The organism is Nonomuraea bangladeshensis (assembly GCF_039529455.1).
GTDB lineage: Bacteria > Actinomycetota > Actinomycetes > Streptosporangiales > Streptosporangiaceae > Nonomuraea > Nonomuraea bangladeshensis.
In genome coordinates this window covers 77,766-100,826 of the sequence record NZ_BAAAMV010000003.1, presented here as the reverse complement: position 1 = coordinate 100,826, position 23,061 = coordinate 77,766, and the positions used below count along the sequence as shown (strand labels likewise).

Below are 23,061 nucleotides of genomic sequence, written 5' to 3'. Positions count from 1 at the left end.
GCTAACCCTTGAGCGCCCCCGCCATGAGCCCGCGCATGAAGAACCGGCCCAGCAGGACGTAGATCACCATCGTGGGGATCGACGCCAGGATCGCCGCCGCCATCTGCTGGCTGTACGGGGTGGCCTGCGCGCCCGCGATGTTGTTGAGCATCACGGTCGTCGGCCAGCTCGTCGGCCCGGTGAGGAAGACGGCGAACAGGAAGTCGTTCCACAGCGAGGTGAACTGCCAGATGACGACCACCGCGATCGCGGGCCCGGACACCGGCAGCACCACCGACCGGTACGCCCGCAGCATCCCGGCCCCGTCCACCCGCGCGGCCTCGATGAGCGTGGTGGGGATCGTCACGTAGTAGTTGCGGAAGATCAGCGTGCAGATCGGGATGCCGTAGACGACGTGGGCGAGCACCAGGCCGGGGATGCCGCCGTAGAACACGCCGTCCAGCCCGGTCAGGTCGTTGAGCCCGACGAGGAGCTGCACCAGCGGGATCATCACCCCCTGGTACGGGATGAACATCCCGAACAGGAACAGCGTGAACAGCACGTCCGCCCCGGGGAAGCGCCACTTCGACAGCACGTAGCCGTTCATGGAGCCGAGCGCGCACGACAGCAGCGAGCCCGGCACGGCCAGCAGCACGCTGTTCCACAGCCCAGGGGCGAGCTTCTCCCACGCCACCCGCCACGCCTCGACCGTCCACGTCCGCGGCAGGTTCCACGCCTGGCTCGGGTCCGCCTCGGTGAGCGGCTTGAAGCTGGTGACCAGCAGCACGTAGATCGGGATGAGGAAGACCACCACGAACAGGCACAGCACGCCGAACCGCGTCCACCGGAACACCGCTCCCCGCCGCCCGGCCACCGCCGTCATGACGTCCTCTCCTTGCGTACGGACCAGATGAGGTACGGGATCACGAAGATCGCCACGCTCACCACGATGTAGGCCGCGATCGTGGCCCCCTTGGCCGGGTCGTGGGAGTCGAAGACCGCCACCCACATGAACACCGCCGGCACGTCGGTGATGATCTGCTTGCCGGACACCGCCACGATCAGGTCGAAGACCTTGAGCGAGATGTGCCCCAGGATGATCAGCGCCGACAGCAGCACCGGCCGCAGCAGCGGCAGCACGACGTGGCGGTAGACGCCCCACTCGGTGCAGCCGTCCACCCGTGCCGCCTCGCGCAGCTCCTCGGGCACGCCGCGGAAGCCGGCGAGGAACAACGCCATGATGTATCCGGACATCTGCCAGATCGCCGGCAGCGCCATCGCGGCCATGCCCCAGTCCTGGTCACGGAACCACTGCCACTCCGGCAGCCCCAGGTAGCCGAACAGCCGGTTGAGCCCGACGGCCCGCTCCCCCGTCCCCGAGTTCATCAGCCACCGCCACACGATGCCGGTGGCCACGAACGAGATCGCCATGGGGAACAGGTAGATCGCCCGGAACGTCCCCTCGCCCCTGATCCCCTTCTCCATGAGGAACGCCAGCAGCCAGCCGAGCAGCAGCGCCCCCAGCACGAACACGATCGTGAACTGGATCGTGTGGTTCACGGACAGGTGCCAGCGGGGCTGGTCCCAGATGTCGACGAAGTTCTTCAGCCCCACGAACTCGCCCTCGGCCACCTGGCTGTGCTTGTCGGTCATGGCGAGCTGGAAGTTCCAGCCCAGCAGGCCGTACACGAAGACGCCGATCAGGATGATCGACGGGGTGACGAGGAGCAGCCCGGGCAGCCACGTACGCGCCCGCCTCACGATTCTTCCCTCCAGGGACGCGACGGCCGGCCGGGCCGCCGCGTCCCGCTCGATACGCCGATGAGAGTTATTGGGCGTTGGCCGTGGCCGCGTCGGCGAGCCCCTGCTGGAGGGCCTTGACGTCCTTGCTGCTGATGTAGAGCCCGACCGCCTCGGTGATGGCGGCCAGCCACGGCTGGTTCACCGAGACGCCGTGCTGGACCGAGCCGGCCAGCTTGTTGCCCGACCAGTCCTTCAGCGCGTCGGCCAGGTAGTCGGTGTAGAGGGACTTGTCGGCGTCGGTGCGCGCCGGGATGGAGCCCTTCTTCGGGTTGAAGGCGTCCTGTCCCTCCTTGCTGGCCGCGACCTTGAGCCAGGCGATGGCCCCGTCGCGGTGCTTGGCGCCCTTGGGCAGGGTGAAGCTGTCGGACAGCCAGAGGTAGGTGCCCTCGGTGCCGGGGGCCGGCGCCCAGTCGAAGTCCGTCTTCGAGGTCTTGCCGAGGCCGCCCTCGGGCGGGTTGTGGAAGTAGCCGTAGGCCCAGTCGCCCATGATGTTGAACGCGGCCTGGCCGTCGGCCACCTGCTTGGCCGCGGGCTGCCAGTCGTCCTGCGGGTCGCCCGCGTACGACATGATCTTGTTGAAGCTCTCCAGGGCCTTGTCCACCTCGGGCCCGGCCCAGTTGCCGCCCGGCTTGAACAGCGCGTTGTAGGCGTCGGTGCCGAGGCTGCCGAGCAGGACGTTCTCCAGCAGGTGGGTGACGGTCCACTCCGAGCCGATGGACAGGGGGATCTTGCCCGTGGCCTTGACCTTCTCCAGCGCCGCGATGAACTCGTCGATCGTCTTCGGCGCGGCCGCGACGCCCGCCTCCTTGAGCACGGCCGGGTTGAACCAGAGCACGTTGGAGCGGTGGATGTTCACCGGCACCGAGTAGATCTTGCCGTCCACGCTGATCTGGTCCACGAGCTGCTGCGGGAAGACGTCCTTGAGCTTCAGCTCGTCGTAGAGGAAGGTGAGGTCCTCCAGGTTGCCCGCCTTGATGTAGCCCTGCAGCTCGGCGCCCGCGTGGCCCTGGAAGGTGTCCGGCGGCTGGCCGGCCTGGAGCTTGGACTCCAGCAGCGCCTTGGCCTTGTCGCCGGAGCCGCCCGCCACGGCGGCGTCGAAGAAGGAGTAGGCGGAGTTCTGCTGCTCGAAGATCTTGCGCATCTCGGCGAGGCCGTCCGCCTCACCGGGCCCGGTCCACCAGGAGAAGACCTCGACCTGCTGCTTGCCGCCGCCGGCCGCGGGCGGTTCGGAGGTCTCTCCTCCGCCGCCACCGCCGCCGCACGCGGCTAATCCCAGGACGCCCGCCATCATGATCGAGGCGGCTGCCAACCACCGTCGCATCGCACACCATCCCTTCGAAGTCCCCCGAAGCAGGTGGTTCTTGACAACGTTGTCAACGGGGCTATCAACCCACTTCCCCCAACGGGACGTCAAGGGATGAGGTGGTAACAGCTCCGCATACTCCCCCTGACGCGGGCGCTTGTTCCTTGTCACTCCGGGGGGCGCGGCGCTCACGCTGGGCACACTTCCTGGCATGCCCGACGAGCCCCTGGAACTCGGCGAGATCTCCTTCTCGGACTGGCACGCCCACACCGGCAAACTGGCCGAGGTCGGCTTCCTCACCATCGCCAGGCGGCTGCCGTCGCTGGTGTCCCAGGCCATGAGCATCGCCTGGCGGGCGAGCCCGCGCGACACCGCGCTGGCGATCACGCTCAACCTGCTCGGCGGGGTGTTCACCGCGTTCGGGCTGCTCGCCACGACCGGCGTGCTCACCGCGCTGTTCAGCGCGGGCCCGACCGCCGACCGGGTGATGGCCGCGCTGCCCAGCCTGGCCCTGGTGGGCGCGGCGGCGGCGCTGCGCGCGGCCGTGCAGGCCGGCGCGGGCTGGGCGCAGGCCCGCCTCGACCCGCAGGTCAGCCGGCTCACCGAGGAGCGGCTGTACGGGCTGACCAGCCGCGTCGAGCTGGCCGCCTACGACGACCCCGACTTCCACGACGCGCTCCAGCGGGCCCGGCTGCGCGGCGTGGCCATGGCCGACTCGGTGGTGTCGGCGACCGTGGACGTGCTGACCGCCGCCGTCGGCATCGCCGCCGTGGCCGGCGTGCTCGGCGTGCTGCACCCGGCGCTGCTGCCGCTGCTCCTGCTGGCGGTGCTGCCGGACGCCTGGGCCATGGTCCGCAGCGCCAAGATGCGCTACGCCACCCTGTACGCCCTCATCCCCGCCGCCCGCCGCAAGTGGATCATCGGCGAGCTGCTGGCCGACCGCGACCCCGCGGCCGAGGTGCGCGCGTTCACCATGCGCGGCTTCCTGCTGCGCATGTACGACGCGGTCGCCAAGGTCGAGCAGGACGTGATGCTCGGGCTGGCCCGGCGGCAGACGTACGCGCGGGTCGCGGGCGAGGCGCTGAGCGGCCTCGGCGCCGGCGCGGTCTACGTCGCGCTCGGCGTGCTGCTCGCGATCGGCGCCATCCCGCTGGCCGTGGCGGGCACCGCCGTCCTCGCCATCCGGTCGGCCCAGCAGTCACTGGCCACCCTGATGTACGCCACCAACCGCCTCTACGAGGAGGGCCTGTACTTCACCGACTTCCTGGAGTTCTGCGCCGACGCCGAGCGCCGGGTGCCGGGCAGCCGGGCCACCCCGATGCCGGCCGGCTTCCAGCGCATCACCGCCGCGAACATCACCTTCACCTACCCCGGCGCCGAGGAGCCCGCGCTGCGCGAGGTCTCCGTCGAGATCAAGCGGGGCGAGATCATCGCGTTCGTCGGCGAGAACGGCTCGGGCAAGACCACCCTGTCCAAGATCCTGGCCGGCCTGTACGAGCCCGACTCCGGCACCGTCCACTGGGACGACACCGACCTGCGCCTGGTGGACCCCGACGAGCTGCGCCTGCGCACCGCCGTGATCGCCCAGGACCACACCCGCTGGCCGCTCGCCGCCCGCTACAACATCACGATGGGCACCGACAAGGGCGAGCGGGCCCTGCACTCGGCGGCGAGGGTGGCCGGGGCCGACGAGGTGATCGCCGGGCTGCCGCACGGCTACCGCACCCTGCTCGACCGCCGGTTCAAGGACGGCCACGAGCTGTCCGGCGGCCAGTGGCAGCGCATCGCCGTGGCCCGCGGCTTCCACCGCGACGCCGACCTGCTCATCTGCGACGAGCCCACCGCCGCGCTCGACGCCCGCGCCGAGCACGCGCTGTTCGAGCGCATCCGCGGCCACGCCGACGGCCGCACGGTGCTGCTCATCACCCACCGCCTGGCCAGCGTCCGCTACGCCGACCGCATCTACGTGCTGGAGCACGGCCGGGTCACCGAGGAGGGCGACCACGACGCGCTCATGGCCAGGGGCGGGCTCTACGCCGACCTCTACAGCCTCCAGGCCACCGCCTACCGGTGATCATGAGAGGGCGGCCTGGATGACCGCCCGCGCGATCGTCGCCACGGCGGCGGCCCGCGCGCCCGGCCGCTCCAGCACCACCCCGACGGCCACCTCGGGCCGGTCCGCGGGCGCGAACGCGGTGACGAGCGCCTGCTCCTGATCCGGGGCCGCGGACTTCGCCGTCCTGGCGGCCACCTGGACCGCTGCCGGCGCCGCGCTCGTCCCCGTGCCGCCCGCCCGCGTCACCGTCGTCATCATCGCGGCCAGGTGCCTGGCCAGCGCCGGCGGCATCGCCACCCGCCACGGCGCGGGCGCGGACTGGTTGATCACCGAGCCGTCCGGCAGCCGTACCTCCTCCACCAGGTACGGCCGCATGAGCACCCCGCCGTTGGCCACCGCCGCCGACAGCATGGCGATCATGAGCGGCGTGGCCCGGTTGTCGTGGTGCCCGATGGCGGCGAGCGCCGTCTGCGCCCGGTCCATGCTCAGCGGATACCTGCTGGGCGTGGCCGGCAGCGGGATCGCGAGCGGCCCCGCGTTGAAGCCGAACGCCTCCGCCTGGTCGCGCAGCAGGTCCTGGCCGAGCTGCAGCCCGATGCCGGCGAAGGCGGTCTCGCAGGAGACCTGGAAGGCGTAGATGAGGGTCGGGTGGGCGTCGCCGCAGGTGGGACTGTTGCGCACGGTCTGCCGCCCGCCCGGAAGGGACAGCAGCGCCGGCGCGTCGAGCAGGCTGGAGGGGGTGTACTCGCCCGAGGACAGCGCCGCCGCCGTGGTGACCAGCTTGAACGTGGCCCCCGGCGGATAGGGCCGGTTCAGCGCCCGGTTCAGCAGCGGCCGGCCGGGGTCCTCCCTGAGCCGCCGGCCGGTCGCGTCGAGCAGGTCCCGGTCGAAGGTGGTGAAGGCGTTCGGGTCGTACGACGGGTACGACGCCAGCGCCAGCACCGCCCCCGTCGCCGGGTGCAGCGCCACCACCGCCCCCGGCACCCCGGCCGCCCGCAGCCCCTCGTACGCCGCTCGCTGCGCCCGGTCGCTGATCGTGAGCCGGACGTCGGCCCCCTCGACCTCGCCCGCCCGCACCAGCGAGCGCACCTTGACCCGGGCGTCGGCGCCGGACAGCACGCCGTCCTCGGCCTGCTCCATGCCGGTGGCCCGCTGCAACGACAGATGGCCGGTGACGGCCGCGTAGACCGGCCCGTGCGGGTAGACCCGCCGGAACCGGTAGGGGCCGCCGCCGGACGGGCGGCTCACGGCGACGGGCGTGCCCTCGTAGGTGAGGATGTCGCCGCGCGGGTGGGAGTAACGCTCGATGAGCGGCCGCTCGTTCCTGCGGTCGGAGTTGAGCGCGGACGTGCCGAACGCCTGGATCACGGTGACCTGCCCCAGCAGCGCGAACAGCAGGCCGCCGCACAACAGGGCCACGCGGCCCACCGACTCGTTGATCCTCCCGGCCCGCGCTCCCGCCATAGCTCTCGTTTAACAGCCGGAGCGCAAAGGGCGGGCTAGAGCAGGCTGCGGTAGTAGGAGATCTTGTTGTGGATGTAGTCCTGCCGTTCGGCGAGGTTGGCGATCTGCTCCTGGACCTGCCGGTCGTGCTCCTCCAGCAGTTTGATCCGGTCCGGCACGGTGTGGTCGCCGGCCCGGACGAGCTCGGCGAAGCGGAGCATGGTGGCGATGGGCATGCCGGTCTCGCGCAGGCAGCGCAACGTGCCCAGCCAGCCGATGTCCTCCTCACTGAACCTGCGCTGCCCGGCGGCGTTCCTGTCGACGCGCTCCAGCAGCCCGATCTTCTCGTAGTAACGCAAGGTGTCGAGGGAGAAGCCGGTCTCCTCGACGGCTTCGGCGGGGGTGTACACGCTCACCCCTCCAGGATTTCACCTGGAGCGTGCTCCAGGTCAACCGTTTGACATGGAGCGCGCTCCAGGTCCGAGAGTCTGAGCCATGAGATTCGCACTCGGGACGATCCCCTTCGGCACCAGCGTCGGCCTGGAGGACACCTTCGCCCTCCTCGACCGCTTCCACGAGGCGGGCGGCACGATGCTGGACACCGCCAACAACTACCCGTTCTGGGTCGAGGGCCGCACCGGCGACGAGAGCGAGCAGGCCATCGGGGCCTGGCTGGCCGCCCGCGGCAACCGCGACCAGGTTTTCATCAGCACCAAGGCGGGGGCGCGGCCCACCGTGCCCGGCGACACCACCCTGGACTCGGCCGAGGGCCTGTCGGCCGCCGCCGTGGCGCGGGCGGCGGAGGGCAGCCTGCGCCGGCTCGGCACCGACCGGGTCGATCTGTACTGGGCGCACATCGAGGATCATTCGGTGCCGTTGGAGGAGACGCTGGGGGCCTTCGACGAGCTGGCGCGGGCCGGCAAGGTCGGGGCCATCGGGGCCAGCAACACGGCGGCCTGGCGGCTGGAGCGGGCGCGGAGCGTGTCGGCGGCGCGGGGCTGGCTGCCGTACACGTACGTGCAGCTCCGCCACACCTATCTGCGCCCGCGGCCGCTCACCAGCCCCGCCGAGGCCGGGCACCGGCTGGTCACGGACGACCTGCTCGACTATCTGGCCGCCGAGCCTGACGTGACGCTGTGGGCGTACAACACGCTGATGTTCGGCGCCTACACGCGGGCCGACCGGCCGATCCCGGAGATCTACGACCACCCCGGCACCACGGCCAGGCTGGCCACGCTGCGCGAGGTGGCCGGGGAGCTGGGCGCCACCCCGAACCAGGTGGTGCTGGCGTGGCTGATGGCCGACGGGATCGTGCCGATCGTGGGGGTGTCGACGATGGCTCAGCTCGACGAGGCGATCGGCGGGGCCGGGCTCAAGCTGGACGCGGAGCTGAAGGCCCGCCTGGACGCGCCCCGCTGACGCCTCAGGGCAGGTGGTCGGCGAGGTAGCGGCGGACGAGCTGCTTGCACTCGGCGATGAGCTGCGGGTCGCCCGCCGGGTCGGCGCGGAAGGCAAGCTTGAGCACCGCGTCGGTGGCCTCCACCGCGACCAGCAGCGCGCGGTCGAGGCCGGACCCGGCGGGCGCGTCCAGCAGCTCCTTGGTGAGCAGGCGCAGCCGGTCGGCGACGATCTCGTTGTTGTCCCTGGCCTCGTCGAGCGCCCGGTGGGTGCCGGCGAGCGCGGGCCCGCCGGGGGTGATGAGCACCTCGCCGAAGTCGACGACGCCGAAGCCCGGGGTGGTGCGCTTCATGTGGACGAACTCGTCGACCGCGAGCTCGACGAGGTCGGTCCAGTGGCCGAGGTCGGCGCCGGCGACGCGCTGCGTGATCCGATCGAGGAACGCGTCGAGGTTGCGCAGCGCGAGCGCCCGCACCAGGGCCTGCTTGTCGCGGAAGAACTGGTAGAAGGTGCCGATCGGCACCTCGGCGCGGCGCGCGACCTCCTTGGTGGTGAGCGCTTCGTAGCCCACCTCGTCGAGCAGCAGCGCGCACTCGTCGAGCATGCGCTCCACGCGGACCGCGCTGCGACGTTGGGCGGGACGGCGGCGCAACACACTCGTCATGCCTCCATCCTTGCCTATTACCTGCAAGTAAAGGGAATCCGCCGTGACGGCGTTAACATGAGCCACACTCGCACCGACTGAGGAGCGCGCATGTTCCTGTGGGGCACCGCCACGGCCGCCTACCAGATCGAGGGGGCCGCCGACGAGGACGGCCGCGGCCCGTCCGTCTGGGACGTCTTCGCCCACGAGCCCGGCCGGGTACGCGACGGCCACACCGGCGACGTGGCCTGCGACCACTACCACCGCTGGCCCGAGGACGTCGCCCTCATGGCCGGCCTCGGCGTCAACGCCTACCGCTTCTCCGTCTCCTGGCCCCGGGTGCTGCCGAGCGGCGCGGGCGAGGTGAACGCCAAGGGACTCGACTTCTACGAGCGGCTGGTGGACGCCCTGCTGGAGAAGGGCGTCCAGCCGGTGCCGACGCTGTTCCACTGGGACCTGCCGCAGGCGCTGGAGGAGCGCGGCGGCTGGCTGAGCCGCGACACGGCCGCGCGCTTCGCCGACTACGCGGCCGTCGTCGCCGCGCGGCTGGCCGACCGGGCGCCGCTGTGGATCACGCTGAACGAGCCGTTCGTGCACATGGCCTACGGCTACGCCATGGGCGTGCACGCCCCCGGCCGGGCGCTGCTCACCGAGGCCCTGCCGGCCGCGCACCACCAGCTGCTGGGGCACGGCCTCGCGGTGCGGGCGCTGCGCGCGGCCGGGGCGCGCGAGGTGGCGATCACCAACAACTGCACCCCCGTGCGGCCCGCCTCGCGGGAGGAGCCCGACCTGCGGGCGGCCGAGGCGTACGACATCCTGCACAACCGGCTGTTCCTCGACCCGGTGCTGCTGGGCGCGTACCCGGACCTGTCGGCGTACCCGCCGGGGCTGGACTGCGTGCGGGACGGCGACCTGGAGGTCATCGCCTCGCCGATCGACGCGCTCGGCGTCAACTACTACAACCCCACCAGGATCGCCGCGCCGGAGGCCGGGGCCGGGCTGCCCTTCGCCGACGCCGGCCTGCCCGGCCACCCCACGACGGCCTTCGGCTGGCCGGTCGTCCCCGACGGCCTGCGCGAGCTGCTCACCGGGCTCAAGGCTCGCTACGGCGCGGCGCTCCCGCCGATCCACGTCACCGAGAACGGCTGCTCGCAGGAGGACGCGCTCACCGCGCGCGGCACGATCGAGGACGAGGGCCGCATCGCCTTCCTCCGCGACCACATAGCGGCGATGCGCCGGGCCATGGACGAGGGCGTGGACGTGCGCGGCTACTTCGTCTGGTCGCTGCTGGACAACTTCGAGTGGGCCGAGGGCTACCACCAGCGGTTCGGCCTGGTGCACGTGGACTACGCGACGCTGCGGCGCACCCCGAAGGCGTCCTACCGGTGGTACGCGGAGTTCGTGAGGAGTCAGAACACCGACACGTGAACGTGGTCGTAGTGGTTGGCCGTGATGCCGCCGCGGTCGGACATCATGTCCCAGCCGCCGCCCGAGCGGATGTCGTAGTAGCGCTGCTTCCAGATGATGTACATGACGCCGATGCGGGCGCCGTTGCTGATCAGCCAGGCGGCCAGGGCGTCGCCGTTGGCCGCGTCGGCGCCCGTGGCCATGGTGCCGCCGCGTGACATCATGAAGTCGCAGGCCCGGCCCTTGCCGTGCTCGCCGGGGTCGCCGGGGCGCAGGCAGCCGACACCATACTTCATGGGGAAGTTCGCCATGATCTCGGCGCGGACCGCGACCATGCGGGGGGTCAGGCCGTCGGCGCCGCCGGGCTGCTGGAAGCCGAACTTGTTGAGCAGGCGCTGGATCTCGTCGCGCTTGCTCTGCAGCCGCTTGATCTCCCTCTTCATCTTCTGGATCTTGTCGTTGGCGTTGAGCTTCGCCTCTTTCGACTTCTTGATCAGGCGCTGGATGCTCTTGACCTTCTCGGTGCGCTCGGCGGCCATGTAGGAGAGGTTGGCGGCCTGGCCCAGGATCTGGTGGGGCTGGGCGCGCAGGCCGAAGAGCTTGGTGGTGTCGAGCGGGCCCAGGATGTAGGAGCTCTGGGCGATCCGGCCCACGTCGGCCTGGGCGGCGCGCAGCTGCGCCTCCAGGTCGCCGCTCGTGTCGGTGGCCTTCTTGGCCTGGATCCTGATCTCCTCCAGGCTCTGGATCTGACCACGGTAGAGCTCGTTGAGCTGGGCCGCCTGCTTGGTGAGCCTGCGCAGCTCGGCGGGGCTCGGGGCGGCGGAGGCGGGCGGCGCGCCGGGGAGGGTGAGCAGCACGGCGAGGACGGCGACCAGAACGGCGACGCGCCCGGTTCTCACACCCGTCCCCTCCTTCATGGTCGGTCCGAAACTATAGAAGATGATCTTGATATCTGTCATCCGAACGACCGAACTGCTGCACCTTTAGCGAGGTTCCGGTGATTTGTCGGAATTAAGGAGGACGTAAAAAGTTGGGCCTTGTAGGGATCGCTCCAACGGTCTGAGATGGCGGTCGAATCCGTCTCGCAAGGGGGGCAACAAGCGTGACTCGATTAACGACCCTCGCCTCGGCCGTCGTGCTGGGCGTGGCCACGGCCGTCGTGGCCCTGCCGGCCCAGGTCTCCGCGGCGCCGCTCCCGCCCTCGGACCGCATCGAGCTCTACGAGCTCGACAGCGCGCCGGGCACCGGGCAGACGCTCAGGGAGAAGGGCTTCGACGTCGTCCATCAGCAGGTCGAGGGGGGCAAGGAGCACGTCGAGCTGACCGCCGCCGCGGCCGGGCTCGCGGGGCTCAGGAAGCTCGGCTACAAACCCGAGCCGGTACGCAACCCGCAGGGCCAGACCCAGCTCGAAGCCGCCAAGTCGCAGGCGTCAGGCGGCTACACCGTCTGGCGGTCCTACTCCGAGCCCGGCGGCATCGCCGACCAGCTCAAGGCGCTGGCGAGCGCCAACAAGGACGTGGTCAAGCTCCAGTCCATCGGCAAGACCCTGCGGGGCCAGGACATCCTCGCCGCCAAGGTGAGCACCGGGGCCAGGCTGCTGCCTGACGGCCTCAAGCCGGCCACGCTCTACTCCGCCACCCAGCACGCCCGCGAGTGGATCGCCACCGAGGTGGACATGCGGCTGCTGAAGTACGTCCTCGCCAACAAGGGCCGGCTGCGCGACCTGCTCAACAGGACCGAGCTGTGGTTCGTCCCGGTCGCCAACCCCGACGGCTACGACTTCACCTTCACCGAGGGCAACCGCCTGTGGCGCAAGAACCTGCGCGACGTGAACGGCGACGGCCAGATCACCGTGGGCGACGGCGTGGACCCCAACCGCAACTACCCCACGAACTTCCACTACGACGAGGAGGGCTCCTCCAGCATCCCGAGCAGCGAGACCTACCGCGGCTCCGGCCCGGCCAGCGAGCCGGAGACCCGGGCGCTGGACGGGCTGCTCAAGCGGGTCGGGTTCGAGATGCAGCTCAACTACCACTCCTTCGGGCCGCTGCTGCTCTACCCCGCCGGCTTCCAGATCGCCACGCCCACGGCCGACAACCCGATCTACGAGGCGATCACGGGTGACGACGAGCACCCGGCCGTCCCCGGCTTCGACCCCGACCTCGGCGCCGAGCTCTACACCACCAACGGCGAGACCACCGACCACGCGCACTACACGTACGGCACGCTGTCCTGGACGCCGGAGCTCGACGAGGGCTGCGACGGCTGCGGCTTCGTCTTCCCCGACGACGAGGCCCTGGTGCAGGCGGAGTTCGAGAAGAACCTGCCGTTCGCGCTCGACGTGGCGAACTCGGCGGTCAACCCGGTCGAGCCGGTCAACCACCTGGGCAACACCACTCCCGACTTCGTGCTCGACCCGTTCCAGGTCAGCCACGGCAAGGACCAGGTCGTGCAGGTCAACGCCAAGCGCAAGCTCGGCCCGGTGCTGCTCAACTGGCAGGTCAACGGCGGGCGTACGAAGACCGCGCTCACCGGCGAGTGGAAGGGCGGCGAGCGCTACGGCAAGGGCTACGACCGCTACTACCACTGGATGCGCGGCAAGATCACCGGGACCAGGCCGGGTGACCGGGTGAAGGTCTGGTTCAGCGCGATCGGCAAGAAGAGCGCCGACTTCACCTACACCGTCGCCTCCGACATCGGCGGCAAGGTGCTCGTGCTCGCCACCGAGGACGTCACCGGCCTCAGCCCCGCCCAGGGCGCCACCGAGGCCAAGTACGCCGCCGCCTACACCGCCGCGCTCACGGCCGCCGGATACACCTCCGACGTCTACGACATGGACAAGATGGGCCGGGTGCCGCCACATCCGCTCGGCGTGCTCAGCCACTACAAGGCGGTGGTCTGGGAGACCGGCGACGACGTCATCCCGAGGTCGCAGGGCCAGGTCCCCGGCACCACGTCCAAGGGCGGGGTGCAGACCGAGCTCGCCGTGCGCGACTACCTCAACGAGGGCGGCAAGCTGCTGCACGCCGGCAAGTACCCGTCGTACGCGGCCAACAACAACGGCGCCTACTACTACGAGCCGGACGCCGGCCAGCCCGAGTGCACGGTGCCCGACGACCCGCCGTGCATCCCCGTCTTCAACGACTTCCAGCAGTACTACCTCGGCGCCTACGTCTTCTTCGACGACGCCGGCACCGACCACGACACCGGCCAGCCGTTCCCGCTGCGGGGCCAGGGCGGCGCGTTCGAGGGCTTCCAGGCGACCCTGGAGCCGAGTCACACCAACTCGTTCGTGGCCGCCTCGGCCATCCTGCCGGCCGCGCAGTTCCCGCTGTTCGCCAGCTCCGCCCAGGTCAAGTGGGTACGCCCCGGCGGCCCGTTCGACCCGCACACCGGCTCCTGGGACGTCTACAGCGGCATCGCCGACGTGGCGTGGAAGCGGCTGACGACGACCGTGGACCTCACCGGGAGGAGCAGCGGCGAGCTGACGTTCTGGACGTCGTACGACACCGAGGCCGACTGGGACTTCCTGACCGTGGAGGCGAGGACGGCGGGCGGCGACGACTGGACCACGCTGCCCGACGCCAACGGGCACACCAGCCAGAGCACCGGCGAGAGCTGCCAGACCGCCAACAGCGGCGGCTGGCGCGTGATCCACCCGTTCACGCAGCGCTACCAGGGCCCGGCCTGTGAGCCGACCGGCTCCTCCGGCGCCTGGCACGCGGCCTCGGGCAACTCGGCCGGCTGGCAGCAGTGGCGGATCGACCTGACCCCGTACGCGGGCAAGCGGGTCGAGCTGTCCATCTCCTACATCAGCGACTGGGCCACCCAGGGCGCGGGCGTCTTCCTGGACGACGCCAAGGTGACGCTGGACGGCGCGACGGCCGCGGAGACCTCCTTCGAGAGCGATCTCGGCGGCTGGGCCGTCGGTGCGCCGCCCGCCGGCACCTCGGTCTCCATCAACAACTGGTTCCGTACGGACCAGGTCTTCGAGGAGGGCGGCGGCATCGTCACCAAGGACACCGTCTACCTCGGGTTCGGCGTCGAGAGCGTGACCGACCAGGCGGCGCGTACGGACCTCGTCAAGCGGTCCATGCGGCACCTGCTCGGCGACCGGCGCTAGCGGACGCGAAGCGGAGGGGCGCGGCGCGGGCCGCGCCCCTCTTGCGTGCGCGAGCAGAACATGATTCGGTCGCCTTTGAGGCATACACCCATCCCGTCCAGCAGGAGGCTCTCGACATGCGCCAGCACGACACGCTTTTCATCGGGGGCGAATGGGTGGCCCCCGCGGGCACCGGCACCATCGACGTCATCTCGCCCCACACCGAGGAGGTCGTCGGCCGGGTGCCCGACAGCACCGCCGCGGACGTGGACCGCGCCGTCGCCGCCGCCCGCGAGGCGTTCGACCACGGGCCCTGGCCGCGCATGACGTTCGCCGAGCGGGCCGAGGTCATCGCCAGGCTCGCGGCGATCTACAACGAGCGGCAGAGCGAGATGGCCCAGCTCATCACCGAGGAGATGGGCTCGCCGATCACCTTCTCCAACCTCGCGCAGGCGCCGCAGCCGCTGGAGATGCTCAACTTCTACGCCGAGCTCGGCCGGACGTTCGAGCAGGAGGAGCAGCGGCCCGGCCTGTTCGGGCCGGTCACCGTGCGCCGCGAGCCCGTCGGCGTCGTGGCCGCCGTCGTGCCGTGGAACGTCCCGCAGTTCGTCACCATGACCAAGCTCGCGCCCGCCCTGCTGGCCGGCTGCACGGTCGTGCTCAAGCCCGCTCCCGAGACGCCGCTGGACGCGTACCTGCTGGCCGAGTGGGTCGTCGAGGCCGGCATCCCGGCCGGCGTGCTCAACATCGTGCCCGCCGGGCGCGAGGTCGGCGAGCACCTGGTCTCGCACCCCGGCGTGGACAAGGTCGCCTTCACCGGCTCCACCGCCGCCGGCCGCCGCATCGCCTCCATCTGCGGCGAGCAGCTCAAGCGGGTCAGCCTGGAGCTCGGCGGCAAGTCCGCGGCCATCATCCTGGACGACGCCGACCTCGCCTCCAGCATGGGCTTCCTGTCCATGGCCTCGCTCATGAACAACGGCCAGGCGTGCGTGGCTCAGACCCGCATCCTCGCCTCCCGCAACCGCTACGACGAGGTCGTGGACGCCGTCGCCGGCATGGTCGCCTCCCAGCAGGTCGGCGACCCGGCCGACCCCACGACCGGCATCGGCCCGCTGGTCGCCAAGCGGCAGCAGGAGCGGGTCGAGGGCTACATCAGGATCGGCATGGACGAGGGCGCCAAGGTCGTGCTCGGCGGCCTCGACCGGCCCCAGGACCGCGGCTGGTACGTCGCCCCCACCGTCTTCTCCGGCGTCACCAACGACATGCGCATCGCCCGCGAGGAGATCTTCGGCCCGGTCCTGGCGGTGATCCCGTACGAGGACGAGGCCGACGCCGTCCGCATCGCCAACGACAGCGACTACGGCCTGGCCGGCACGGTGTGGACCGCCGACACCGAGCACGGCATGGACATCGCCCGCCAGGTCCGCACCGGCACCTACGGCGTCAACTGCTACATGCTCGGCGCGAACACGCCCTTCGGCGGGTTCAAGGCCAGCGGCATCGGCCGGGAGCTCGGCCCCGAGGGCCTGTCCGGCTACCTGGAGTACAAGAGCATCGCCCGCCTGGGCTGAGCCCGCGCGTGAGAAGCGGCCCCGCACCCGTCGAGTGCGGGGCCGTTCCCGTGCCGAAGGCCACCCAGCGCGCCCCCGCGACGCTGGGCAACCGCCTGACTACCGAAGTATGTCCCATGTCCGGCCTGTAGCCGGATTTCATCCCCAGGGACTTTCTCCCGGCGGTTTCCTTCCATACGCCTCAGTACGACGTGTATTACTCAGGAAAAGTTCGAGGAGATCCATTTGCCGATCCGGCGGACGAGATCGGGGGTCGCCGCGGCCTCCGCGTGTCCGTAGCCCGGCTCGATCCAGAGCTCCTTCGGCTCGCGCGCCCCGGCGTAGATCTGGTGCGCGTGCTCCAGGGGGAAGAACGTGTCGGCGTCCCCGTGGACGACCAGCAGCGGCACCGGCGCGATGAGCGCGGCGGCCTCGTACGGCGGCAGCGGGACCGGGTCCCACGGGCCGCGGCGGATCCTGGTCCGCTTGACCAGCCGCGCCGCGAACCGGCCCACCGGCTGCTCGATCGCCCAGTGGACCTGGCGCATCGGCTTGGTGCCCCGGTAGTACCAGCGAGCGGGGCCGCTCACCGCCACCACCGCGTCCACGCCCTTGAGCAGCCCGGCGTGGCGCACGGCCACCGCCGCGCCCATCGAGAAGCCGACCACCGCCACCTTCTCGTAGCCGATCGTCCGCGCGTGCCGGACGGCCGCCTCGACGTCCAGGATCTCCGCGTCGCCCACGGTGGTCTCGCCGCCGGAGCGCCCGTGGCCGCGGAAGTCGAAGGCGAGCACGCCGCCGTAGCCGCTCAGCACGTGCACGATGCGGCGCGCGCTGCGCTCCCGCCACGAGCCCGTGAAGCCGTGCGCCACCACGATCCCGACCCCGTTCCCAGGCGCGCCGCCGTTGTGACGGTGCGGGGTGTGGGCGGCGTCGATGCGGACGCCGTCCTCGGTCCTGAGCATGACGGGGAAACTGGGCGCGAAAGGCATGGATGCGAGCTTAGGCGCGGCCCGCGCCCTGCCCGCGACCGGCGTCCCCCTCCCCCGCCGTGTCGTCCCTGCGGGGCACGCCCAGGTCCGCCACGCCCAGCACGATCCGCACCCACGACTCCTCGGCGGCCCTGATGGCGTGCGGCACGTCGGAGATCAGCACGCGGGCGCGGCTGGCGCGTACGCGGTCCCTCAGCGTGGCGGCGGGAAGGTCGGCGGGCACCGGGTAGGCCACGCCGCCCGCGGCGATCACCGCGTCGGTCGCCACCAGCAGGTCGGGCCCGACGGGCAGGCAGATGAGCACGGTGTCGCCCGTCCGCACGCCACGGCGGCGGAGCTGGACGATCGCGACGGCCGACCGCTCGTCGAGCTGCTCCTCGGTGAACTTCACTCCGGTGTCCGCGTCCACGATCACGTAGCGCTCATCCATGCCGACCACCGTAGGGAGGGCGTCTCGTGCGTACATGGGGCGGAATATGCAGATCCCTATGCAGAAGGACCTGACGCCTGCTCGGCCGCCCACACTGCGATCTGGGCGCGGGAGGTATAGCCAAGTTTCTCCATGATGTTGGCGATATGTCGGGCCACCGTGGCGGGGCTGATGACCAGCTCCCCGGCGATCGCCCGGTTGGACAGGCCACGGGTGAGCAGGCCGGCGATCTCCTGCTCGCGGGCGGTGAGCAGCGGGCGGCGTACCGGCTCGACCGGCTCGACCGGCACCGGCGGCTCCCGGCGCGGCCGCCGCTCGCCCTCCAGGACGCGGCGGGCGGCGTCGTCGGGGCCCATGACCCGGCCGCGCGACCACAGAGCGGCCGTACGACCCTCGCCGAGCCGGGCGCGCGCCCGGCCGAGCAGCTCCTCGATGCGGAGCGTGGCGTGCTGCTGGCCGATGGACTCGCGCAGCGCCGCGGCCGCGGCGGCGGCCGGCAGCGCGCCCTCCAGGTCGCCCTCGCACTCCGCCAGCACCGACAGCCCCATCAGACAGCGGGCCACGCCCTGGCGCTGGCCGGTCTCCCTGCTCAGCGCGAGGCTCGCGGCCAGCCGCGCCCGCGCGACGGCGAACTCGCCCAGCATCGCCGCCACCCGCCCGCCGTGGGCCAGGCAGCGGGCCAGGTCGGCGTCGGTGCCCACCTCGCGCAGCCAGGGGACGGCCATCTCGTACCTGGCCTTGGCCGTCACCAGGTCGCCGCGCGCCTCGGCCACCGCGCCGAGCTGGGCGGCGGCACGGGCCATGATCCACCGGTGGCCGTGCTCGCGGGCGCGGGCCAGCGCCTCCTCGCCGTGCCGCTGCGCCTCCCGCAGCCGGCCGCGGGTCAGCGCCACCGCCGACAGCCCGGCGAGGCCCGCCGCCTGGTTCCACGGATCGCCGGTACGGGTGGCCGCGGCCAGCCCCTCCTCCGCGTGGCGCACGGCCTCGTCGGCGCGGCCCATGCGCAGCAGCACCACGACGACGAGGCTGTGCATGACGCAGCGCGGGAACACGTTGTCCGGCGCGAGGCCCGCCAGGCTCTCCTCGGCCGCCTCCAGCGACCGGCTCAGCTCGTCACGCGCCTCCAGACCGTAGGCCAGGTATGCCTTCGCGTGGGCGACCTGCTCCGGGGACACCGCCGACACGTCCAGCGACAGCAGCCGCTCGATCCAGCCGACGATCTCCGCGGGATTGCCGCCCAGCGGCAGCAGGGCCGTGCTCACGGTGCACAGCCGCAGGCCCGGCGCCACGTCGCCGGACTCGACGGCCCAGTCGAGCGCCGCCCGCTGGTCGTCCAGCAGGCTCCGGCTCGCGGTCAGCGCCCGCAGCCGCTCCGGCCAGGGCACGCCGGGGTCCATCATCTCGGTGGCGAACAGACGTTCCTGCAGCTCGCACATCACGCCGAGGTGCCGCTCGCGCAGCAGCTCGTGCTCACCCGCCTGCCGCAGCCGCTCCAGCGCGTAACGCTTGATGGTCTCCAGCAGCCGGTAGCGGGTGCGGTTCTCGTCGCACAGCACGAGCGACTTGTCGACCAGGCCGCCGAGCAGATCGACGATCTCCGCCTCGGCGACGGGCCGCACGGCGCACACCCGCTCGGCCAGCCCGAGATCGAACCCGCCCGCGAACACCGCCAGCCGCCGCAGCACCACCTGCTCCTTGTACGACAGCAGGTCGTAACTCCACTCGACGGCCGCGCGCAGCGTGCGCTGCCGCGCGGGCGCCGTCCGCCCACCCGTGGTGAGCAGCGAGAAACGGTCGTCGATGCGGTCGGCGATCTGACCGGGACTGAGCAGACTCGTACGCGCCGCGGCCAGCTCCAAGGCCAGCGGAAGCCCGTCCAACGCCCGGCACAGGCGTACGACGTCGGCGATGCTCTCCGGCCCCAGCCGCGTCCCCACGGCCGCCGCCCGATCAAGAAACAACTGCACCGACTCCACCTCCACCACCCCACCCCACCTCCCCCACCCCCCATCACCCCCCTCCTCCTCAACCCCGTCCCTCCGCCCCATCACCTCAGCGGCCGCGCCTTCGCCGGCGTCAGCGCCCACCCCACCGCGCGCCGTGCTCCCGCCGTCTTTCGCCTCGCGCGCCGCACCACCACCGGCGCCCAGCACCTCGCCGCCGAGGTTGCCCGCCCTGCTCCGCGTCCCACCGCCCACGTCCTGTTCCGCACCGCTCGCGGCCTCCCCACCACGAGCCGCCGCGCCCGGCCCCCCGCCGGCCGGCCCTCCTCTTCCTAAGCTCCCGCCGTCGCCGGCAGCGGCCCCGGCTGCCTCAGGGGGCGCCTTGCCCGGTGGTGCCTGACCGCGGTCGCCCGCACCGGCGGAGCCGGGTTCCCGCTCGGGTAGGGGCCATGCAGGGGGCGGGGCGGCGGGGACGTGTTGGCAGGCGAGGGCGGCGGCAGAACCCGGGACGGGATGAGGGTGGGGGTCCGGGTCAGCTTCCAGGTCAGGATCCAGGGCGAGGTCCGGGCCGGCTTCCGGGTCAGCGTCCAGGGCGAGGTCCGGGTCGGGAAGGTCGAGTGGGGGGACGCGCCAGATCAGCTCGCTGGCGATGCGCAGCGGCTCCCGGCTGGTGGCGAGCACGCTCAGGCGCGGGCAGGCGGCCACCAGCCCCGCCGTCACCTCGGCGCAGGCGTCCACCAGGTGCTCGCAGTTGTCGAGCAGCAGCAGACACCGCAGATCGCGCAGCCGGGCCGTCACGGTGTCGAGCAGCGGCCGCCCTGTCTCGGCCCGCACACCCAGCACGCGGGCGATCTCGGGGACGACCAGCTCACCCCGCCCGAGCCGGGCCAGCTCGACCAGCCAGACGCCGTCCGGGTACGCGCCCGTCAACCCCGCCGCGACCCGCAGCGCCAGCCGCGTCTTGCCGATGCCCCCCACCCCGCACAGGGTGACGACCCGCGTCCGCCCGAACAGCCCGCGCAGGTCGTCGAGGTCACGCTCACGCCCGACGAACCGGTTGGGCTCTGCCGGCAGGTTGTGCCTGGGGGGCTCTGGCATGCGGTCACCCTGTGTCGCGGAAGGATCACACTCTCCCACAGCAGTGTCGCACTTTCACAGGCCGAGTGAGCTCACGATCGCGCGTTCGTCCACGACCCGCAGCAGCGGATCGCCGAGCAGCCGCCTGGCCATGTCGTACGGCGCCACGACCACCGTCGCCCGCCGTTCCTCGGCGAGCACGCGGCACCCGACGAAGCTGGGGTCGTGGGCGACCACGACGTGGGCCCCCGCCATCATGGCCAGATCGATGACCCGCAGGCCGCGGAAGGGCTCGCTGACCGCGCTGACGACGACGTCGTCCTTGTCGATGACGAGCCGGGTGGCCAGCCGCCGCAGATCGCCCGCGAGCTGCAGGTGGTCGAGCACCCGCCCCCCGTCGAACGCGACGGCCGGCCCCGCCAGCGGCCCGAACTCGACGGCCCCGGCGGTCAGCAGGTCGCCGAACGGCCGGGCGCCCGGCGCGCGTTGGAAGGAGAAGACCTGCTCGACCTGTACGGCGGACGGGTCGTGGAAGCCCTGGGTGATCATCATGCGGGCCTTGCCTGCGTTGCCGAGCACGGTGACGCCGCCGGCCCAGGCCACGGCGTGGACGGCGACCGGCAGCGTGGCCCCGAGCGGCACGTCGACGAGCACGTGGTCGCCGGTCCGCAGGCCGTGGTGACGCAGCCCGGCCGCGGCCCGCGTCACCCGCCGCACGAACCCCGCGTACGACAGCACCTCGCCGGTCCTGACGTCGCTCACCGCCGGATCGTCGCCCTTGATCGGCGCCGACGCCGTCACCAGCTCTGTCCACGTCATGCCCGCCAATTTAGGGAGCGGGCCCGCGCTTGCCATGCGTACAAATGTGCAGCCGGGTATGTAGGTGCGTCCCCGGAGGGACGGGCGACCGAACCTGCCCACAGAAGGGAATCAACTAGAATTGGTGGGTCGCGAGTTCGCGCGGCCGCCCCCACGACAAAGAGCGAGAAGTCATCATGCCTCTGAACAGCCGCGACGACCTGCGGAACATCGCGATCATCGCGCACGTCGACCACGGCAAGACCACACTGGTCGACGCGATGCTCTGGCAGTCCGGGGCCTTCCGCGCCAACCAGGACGTCGACGACCGCGTCATGGACTCCAACGACCTTGAGCGCGAGAAGGGCATCACCATTCTCGCGAAGAACACCGCCGTGCAGCACGGCGGCATGACCATCAACATCATCGACACCCCCGGCCACGCCGACTTCGGCGGCGAGGTCGAGCGCGGCCTGTCGATGGTGGACGGCGTGGTGCTGCTGGTCGACGCCTCCGAGGGGCCGCTGCCGCAGACCCGCTTCGTGCTGCGCAAGGCGCTGGGCGCGAAGATGCCGGTCATCCTCTGCATCAACAAGGTCGACCGTCCCGACGCCCGCATCAGGGAGGTCGTGGACGAGGTCTACGAGCTGTTCATGGACCTCGACGCCACCGAGGAGCAGATCGACTTCCCGATCGTCTACGCCTCGGCGAAGGCCGGCCGGGCCTCCATGAACCGTCCCGACGACGGCGGCATGCCCGACTCCGAGGACCTGGAGCCTCTGTTCGACATCATCAAGTCGACGATCCCGGCGCCCACCTACGACCCGAGCGCCCCGCTGCAGGCCCACGTCACCAACCTCGACGCCTCCTCCTACCTCGGCCGTATCGCGCTCTGCCGCGTCCACCAGGGCCAGATCCGCAAGGGCCAGCAGGTGGCCTGGTGCCGCACCGACGGCTCGATCCAGCGCGTCAAGATCACCGAGCTGATGATGACGGAGGCGCTGGAGCGCAAGCCGGCCGAGGAGGCGGGCCCCGGCGACATCATCGCCATCGCCGGCATCCCCGACATCATGATCGGTGAGACGCTGGCCGACCCCGAGGACCCGCGCCCGCTGCCGCTGATCACGGTCGACGAGCCGGCCATCTCGATGACGATCGGCACCAACACCTCGCCGCTGGTCGGCAAGGCCAAGGGCACGAAGGTCACCGCCCGCATGGTGAAGGACCGCCTGGAGAAGGAGCTCGTCGGCAACGTGTCGCTGCGCGTGCTGCCGACCGACCGGCCCGACGCCTGGGAGGTGCAGGGCCGCGGCGAGCTGGCGCTGGCCATCCTGGTCGAGCAGATGCGCCGCGAGGGCTACGAGCTGACCGTCGGCAAGCCGCAGGTGGTCACCAAGGAGATCGACGGCAAGGTGCACGAGCCGGTCGAGCGGCTGACGGTCGACTGCCCCGAGGAATACCTCGGCGCGATCACCCAGCTCCTGGCGGTGCGCAAGGGCCGCATGGAGCACATGACCAACCACGGCACCGGCTGGATCCGGATGGAGTTCGTGGTGCCGGCGCGTGGCCTGATCGGCTTCCGCACCGAGTTCCTCACCGAGACCCGCGGCACCGGCCTGGTGCACCACGTGTTCGACTCGTACGAGCCGTGGTTCGGCGAGCTGCGCACCCGCGCGAGCGGTTCGCTGGTGGCCGACCGCTCCGGCCCGGTGACGGCGTTCGCGATGCTCAACCTGCAGGAGCGCGGCGCGCTGTTCGTCTCCCCCGGCACCGACGTCTACGAAGGCATGATCGTCGGGGAGAACTCCCGCTCCGACGACATGGACGTCAACATCACCAAGGAGAAGAAGCTCACCAACATGCGCTCCTCCACCTCGGAGGAGACCGAGAAGGTGATCCCGCCGCGCGTGCTGTCGCTGGAGCAGGCGCTCGAGTTCATCCGCGAGGACGAGTGCGTGGAGATCACCCCCGACGCGGTGCGCATCCGCAAGGTCGTGCTCGACGCCTCCTCCCGCGCCCGCGCCGCGGCCCGCGCCAAGCGCGCCTGACGCCCGCGCACAGCGGGCCTGAGCCGCACGTCAGCGGGCCTGTCGCTCGCGCGCAGCGCTCAGTGCCCGCGCGCAGGGCTGAGTGCCCG

17 protein-coding genes are annotated in these 23,061 nt (G+C 71.5%); 6 read left to right on the top strand and 11 right to left on the bottom strand.

The genetic code is table 11. The features are described from left to right. Position 1: 1 nt before the first annotated feature. From ABD292_RS08630 to ABD292_RS08620, 3 genes are all read right to left on the bottom strand, one after another. Positions 2–862, bottom strand: coding sequence for a carbohydrate ABC transporter permease (locus ABD292_RS08630; RefSeq protein ID WP_344206531.1), 861 nt, complete (start codon positions 860–862; stop codon positions 2–4). After that, complete coding sequence (locus ABD292_RS08625; RefSeq protein WP_344206530.1) at positions 859–1,740, bottom strand: carbohydrate ABC transporter permease; 882 nt, start codon at positions 1,738–1,740, stop codon at positions 859–861. Before ABD292_RS08625 ends, ABD292_RS08630 begins: the two co-directional genes overlap by 4 nt. A 67-nt stretch (positions 1,741–1,807) precedes the next feature. After that, positions 1,808–3,103, bottom strand: coding sequence for an extracellular solute-binding protein (locus ABD292_RS08620; RefSeq protein WP_344206529.1), 1,296 nt, complete (start codon positions 3,101–3,103; stop codon positions 1,808–1,810). Between the two features lie 193 nt (positions 3,104–3,296). Here ABD292_RS08620 and ABD292_RS08615 point away from each other — a divergent pair, with 193 nt between their 5' ends. After that, positions 3,297–5,159 (top strand): ABC transporter ATP-binding protein, encoded by a 1,863-nt coding sequence (locus ABD292_RS08615; protein ID WP_344206528.1) that lies wholly within the window; start codon positions 3,297–3,299, stop codon positions 5,157–5,159. On the opposite strand, the gene ABD292_RS08610 is transcribed toward ABD292_RS08615, so the two are convergent. Next, positions 5,160–6,605 carry a penicillin-binding transpeptidase domain-containing protein gene (locus ABD292_RS08610; protein ID WP_344206527.1) on the bottom strand — a complete coding sequence of 482 codons (1,446 nt, stop codon included), beginning with the start codon at positions 6,603–6,605 and terminating at the stop codon, positions 5,160–5,162. A gap of 35 nt (positions 6,606–6,640) precedes the next feature. After that, positions 6,641–7,000 (bottom strand): MerR family transcriptional regulator, encoded by a 360-nt coding sequence (locus tag ABD292_RS08605; protein ID WP_344206526.1) that lies wholly within the window; start codon positions 6,998–7,000, stop codon positions 6,641–6,643. 79 nt (positions 7,001–7,079) lie between these two features. On the opposite strand from ABD292_RS08605, the gene ABD292_RS08600 reads away from it, so the two are divergent. After that, positions 7,080–8,003, top strand: a complete 924-nt coding sequence (locus ABD292_RS08600; RefSeq protein ID WP_344206525.1) for an aldo/keto reductase — start codon at positions 7,080–7,082, stop codon at positions 8,001–8,003. A 4-nt stretch (positions 8,004–8,007) separates the two neighbouring features. Here the strand turns inward: ABD292_RS08600 and ABD292_RS08595 are convergent, their stop codons facing one another. Continuing rightward, positions 8,008–8,646 carry a TetR/AcrR family transcriptional regulator gene (locus tag ABD292_RS08595; RefSeq protein ID WP_344206524.1) on the bottom strand — a complete coding sequence of 213 codons (639 nt, stop codon included), beginning with the start codon at positions 8,644–8,646 and terminating at the stop codon, positions 8,008–8,010. Between the two features lie 90 nt (positions 8,647–8,736). On the opposite strand from ABD292_RS08595, the gene ABD292_RS08590 reads away from it, so the two are divergent. Then, positions 8,737–10,053 (top strand): GH1 family beta-glucosidase, encoded by a 1,317-nt coding sequence (locus ABD292_RS08590; RefSeq protein ID WP_344206523.1) that lies wholly within the window; start codon positions 8,737–8,739, stop codon positions 10,051–10,053. Here the strand turns inward: ABD292_RS08590 and ABD292_RS08585 are convergent. After that, positions 10,035–10,931, bottom strand: a complete 897-nt coding sequence (locus ABD292_RS08585) for a coiled-coil domain-containing protein (RefSeq protein WP_344206522.1) — start codon at positions 10,929–10,931, stop codon at positions 10,035–10,037. The two genes, ABD292_RS08590 and ABD292_RS08585, sit on opposite strands and share 19 nt — an antisense overlap. A 203-nt stretch (positions 10,932–11,134) precedes the next feature. On the opposite strand from ABD292_RS08585, the gene ABD292_RS08580 reads away from it, so the two are divergent. Continuing rightward, positions 11,135–14,155 (top strand): M14 family metallopeptidase, encoded by a 3,021-nt coding sequence (locus ABD292_RS08580; protein ID WP_344206521.1) that lies wholly within the window; start codon positions 11,135–11,137, stop codon positions 14,153–14,155. A 116-nt stretch (positions 14,156–14,271) separates the two neighbouring features. After that, positions 14,272–15,705, top strand: a complete 1,434-nt coding sequence (locus ABD292_RS08575) for an aldehyde dehydrogenase (protein WP_344206520.1) — start codon at positions 14,272–14,274, stop codon at positions 15,703–15,705. A gap of 200 nt (positions 15,706–15,905) precedes the next feature. Here the strand turns inward: ABD292_RS08575 and ABD292_RS08570 are convergent, their stop codons facing one another. From ABD292_RS08570 to ABD292_RS08555, 4 genes are read right to left on the bottom strand one after another with little or no spacing between them, the layout of a single operon-like run. Next, a complete protein-coding gene (locus tag ABD292_RS08570) occupies positions 15,906–16,676 on the bottom strand; it encodes an alpha/beta hydrolase (RefSeq protein ID WP_344206519.1) in 771 nt (256 codons plus the stop codon). A gap of 10 nt (positions 16,677–16,686) precedes the next feature. Then, entirely contained in the window at positions 16,687–17,106 is a 420-nt protein-coding gene (locus tag ABD292_RS08565) for an AMP-binding protein (RefSeq protein ID WP_344206518.1), read from the bottom strand. A 56-nt stretch (positions 17,107–17,162) separates the two neighbouring features. Continuing rightward, entirely contained in the window at positions 17,163–20,147 is a 2,985-nt protein-coding gene (locus tag ABD292_RS08560) for an ATP-binding protein (protein WP_344206517.1), read from the bottom strand. Positions 20,148–20,201: 54 nt separating this feature from the next. Then, positions 20,202–20,945 carry an AMP-binding protein gene (locus ABD292_RS08555; protein WP_344206516.1) on the bottom strand — a complete coding sequence of 248 codons (744 nt, stop codon included), beginning with the start codon at positions 20,943–20,945 and terminating at the stop codon, positions 20,202–20,204. Between the two features lie 176 nt (positions 20,946–21,121). Between ABD292_RS08555 and typA the strand changes: the two genes are divergently transcribed. Beyond that, the gene (gene typA, locus ABD292_RS08550) at positions 21,122–22,972 is read left to right on the top strand and encodes a translational GTPase TypA (protein ID WP_344206515.1); all 1,851 of its coding nucleotides are present in this window, start codon (positions 21,122–21,124) and stop codon (positions 22,970–22,972) included. The last annotated feature ends 89 nt before the right edge of the window (positions 22,973–23,061 follow it).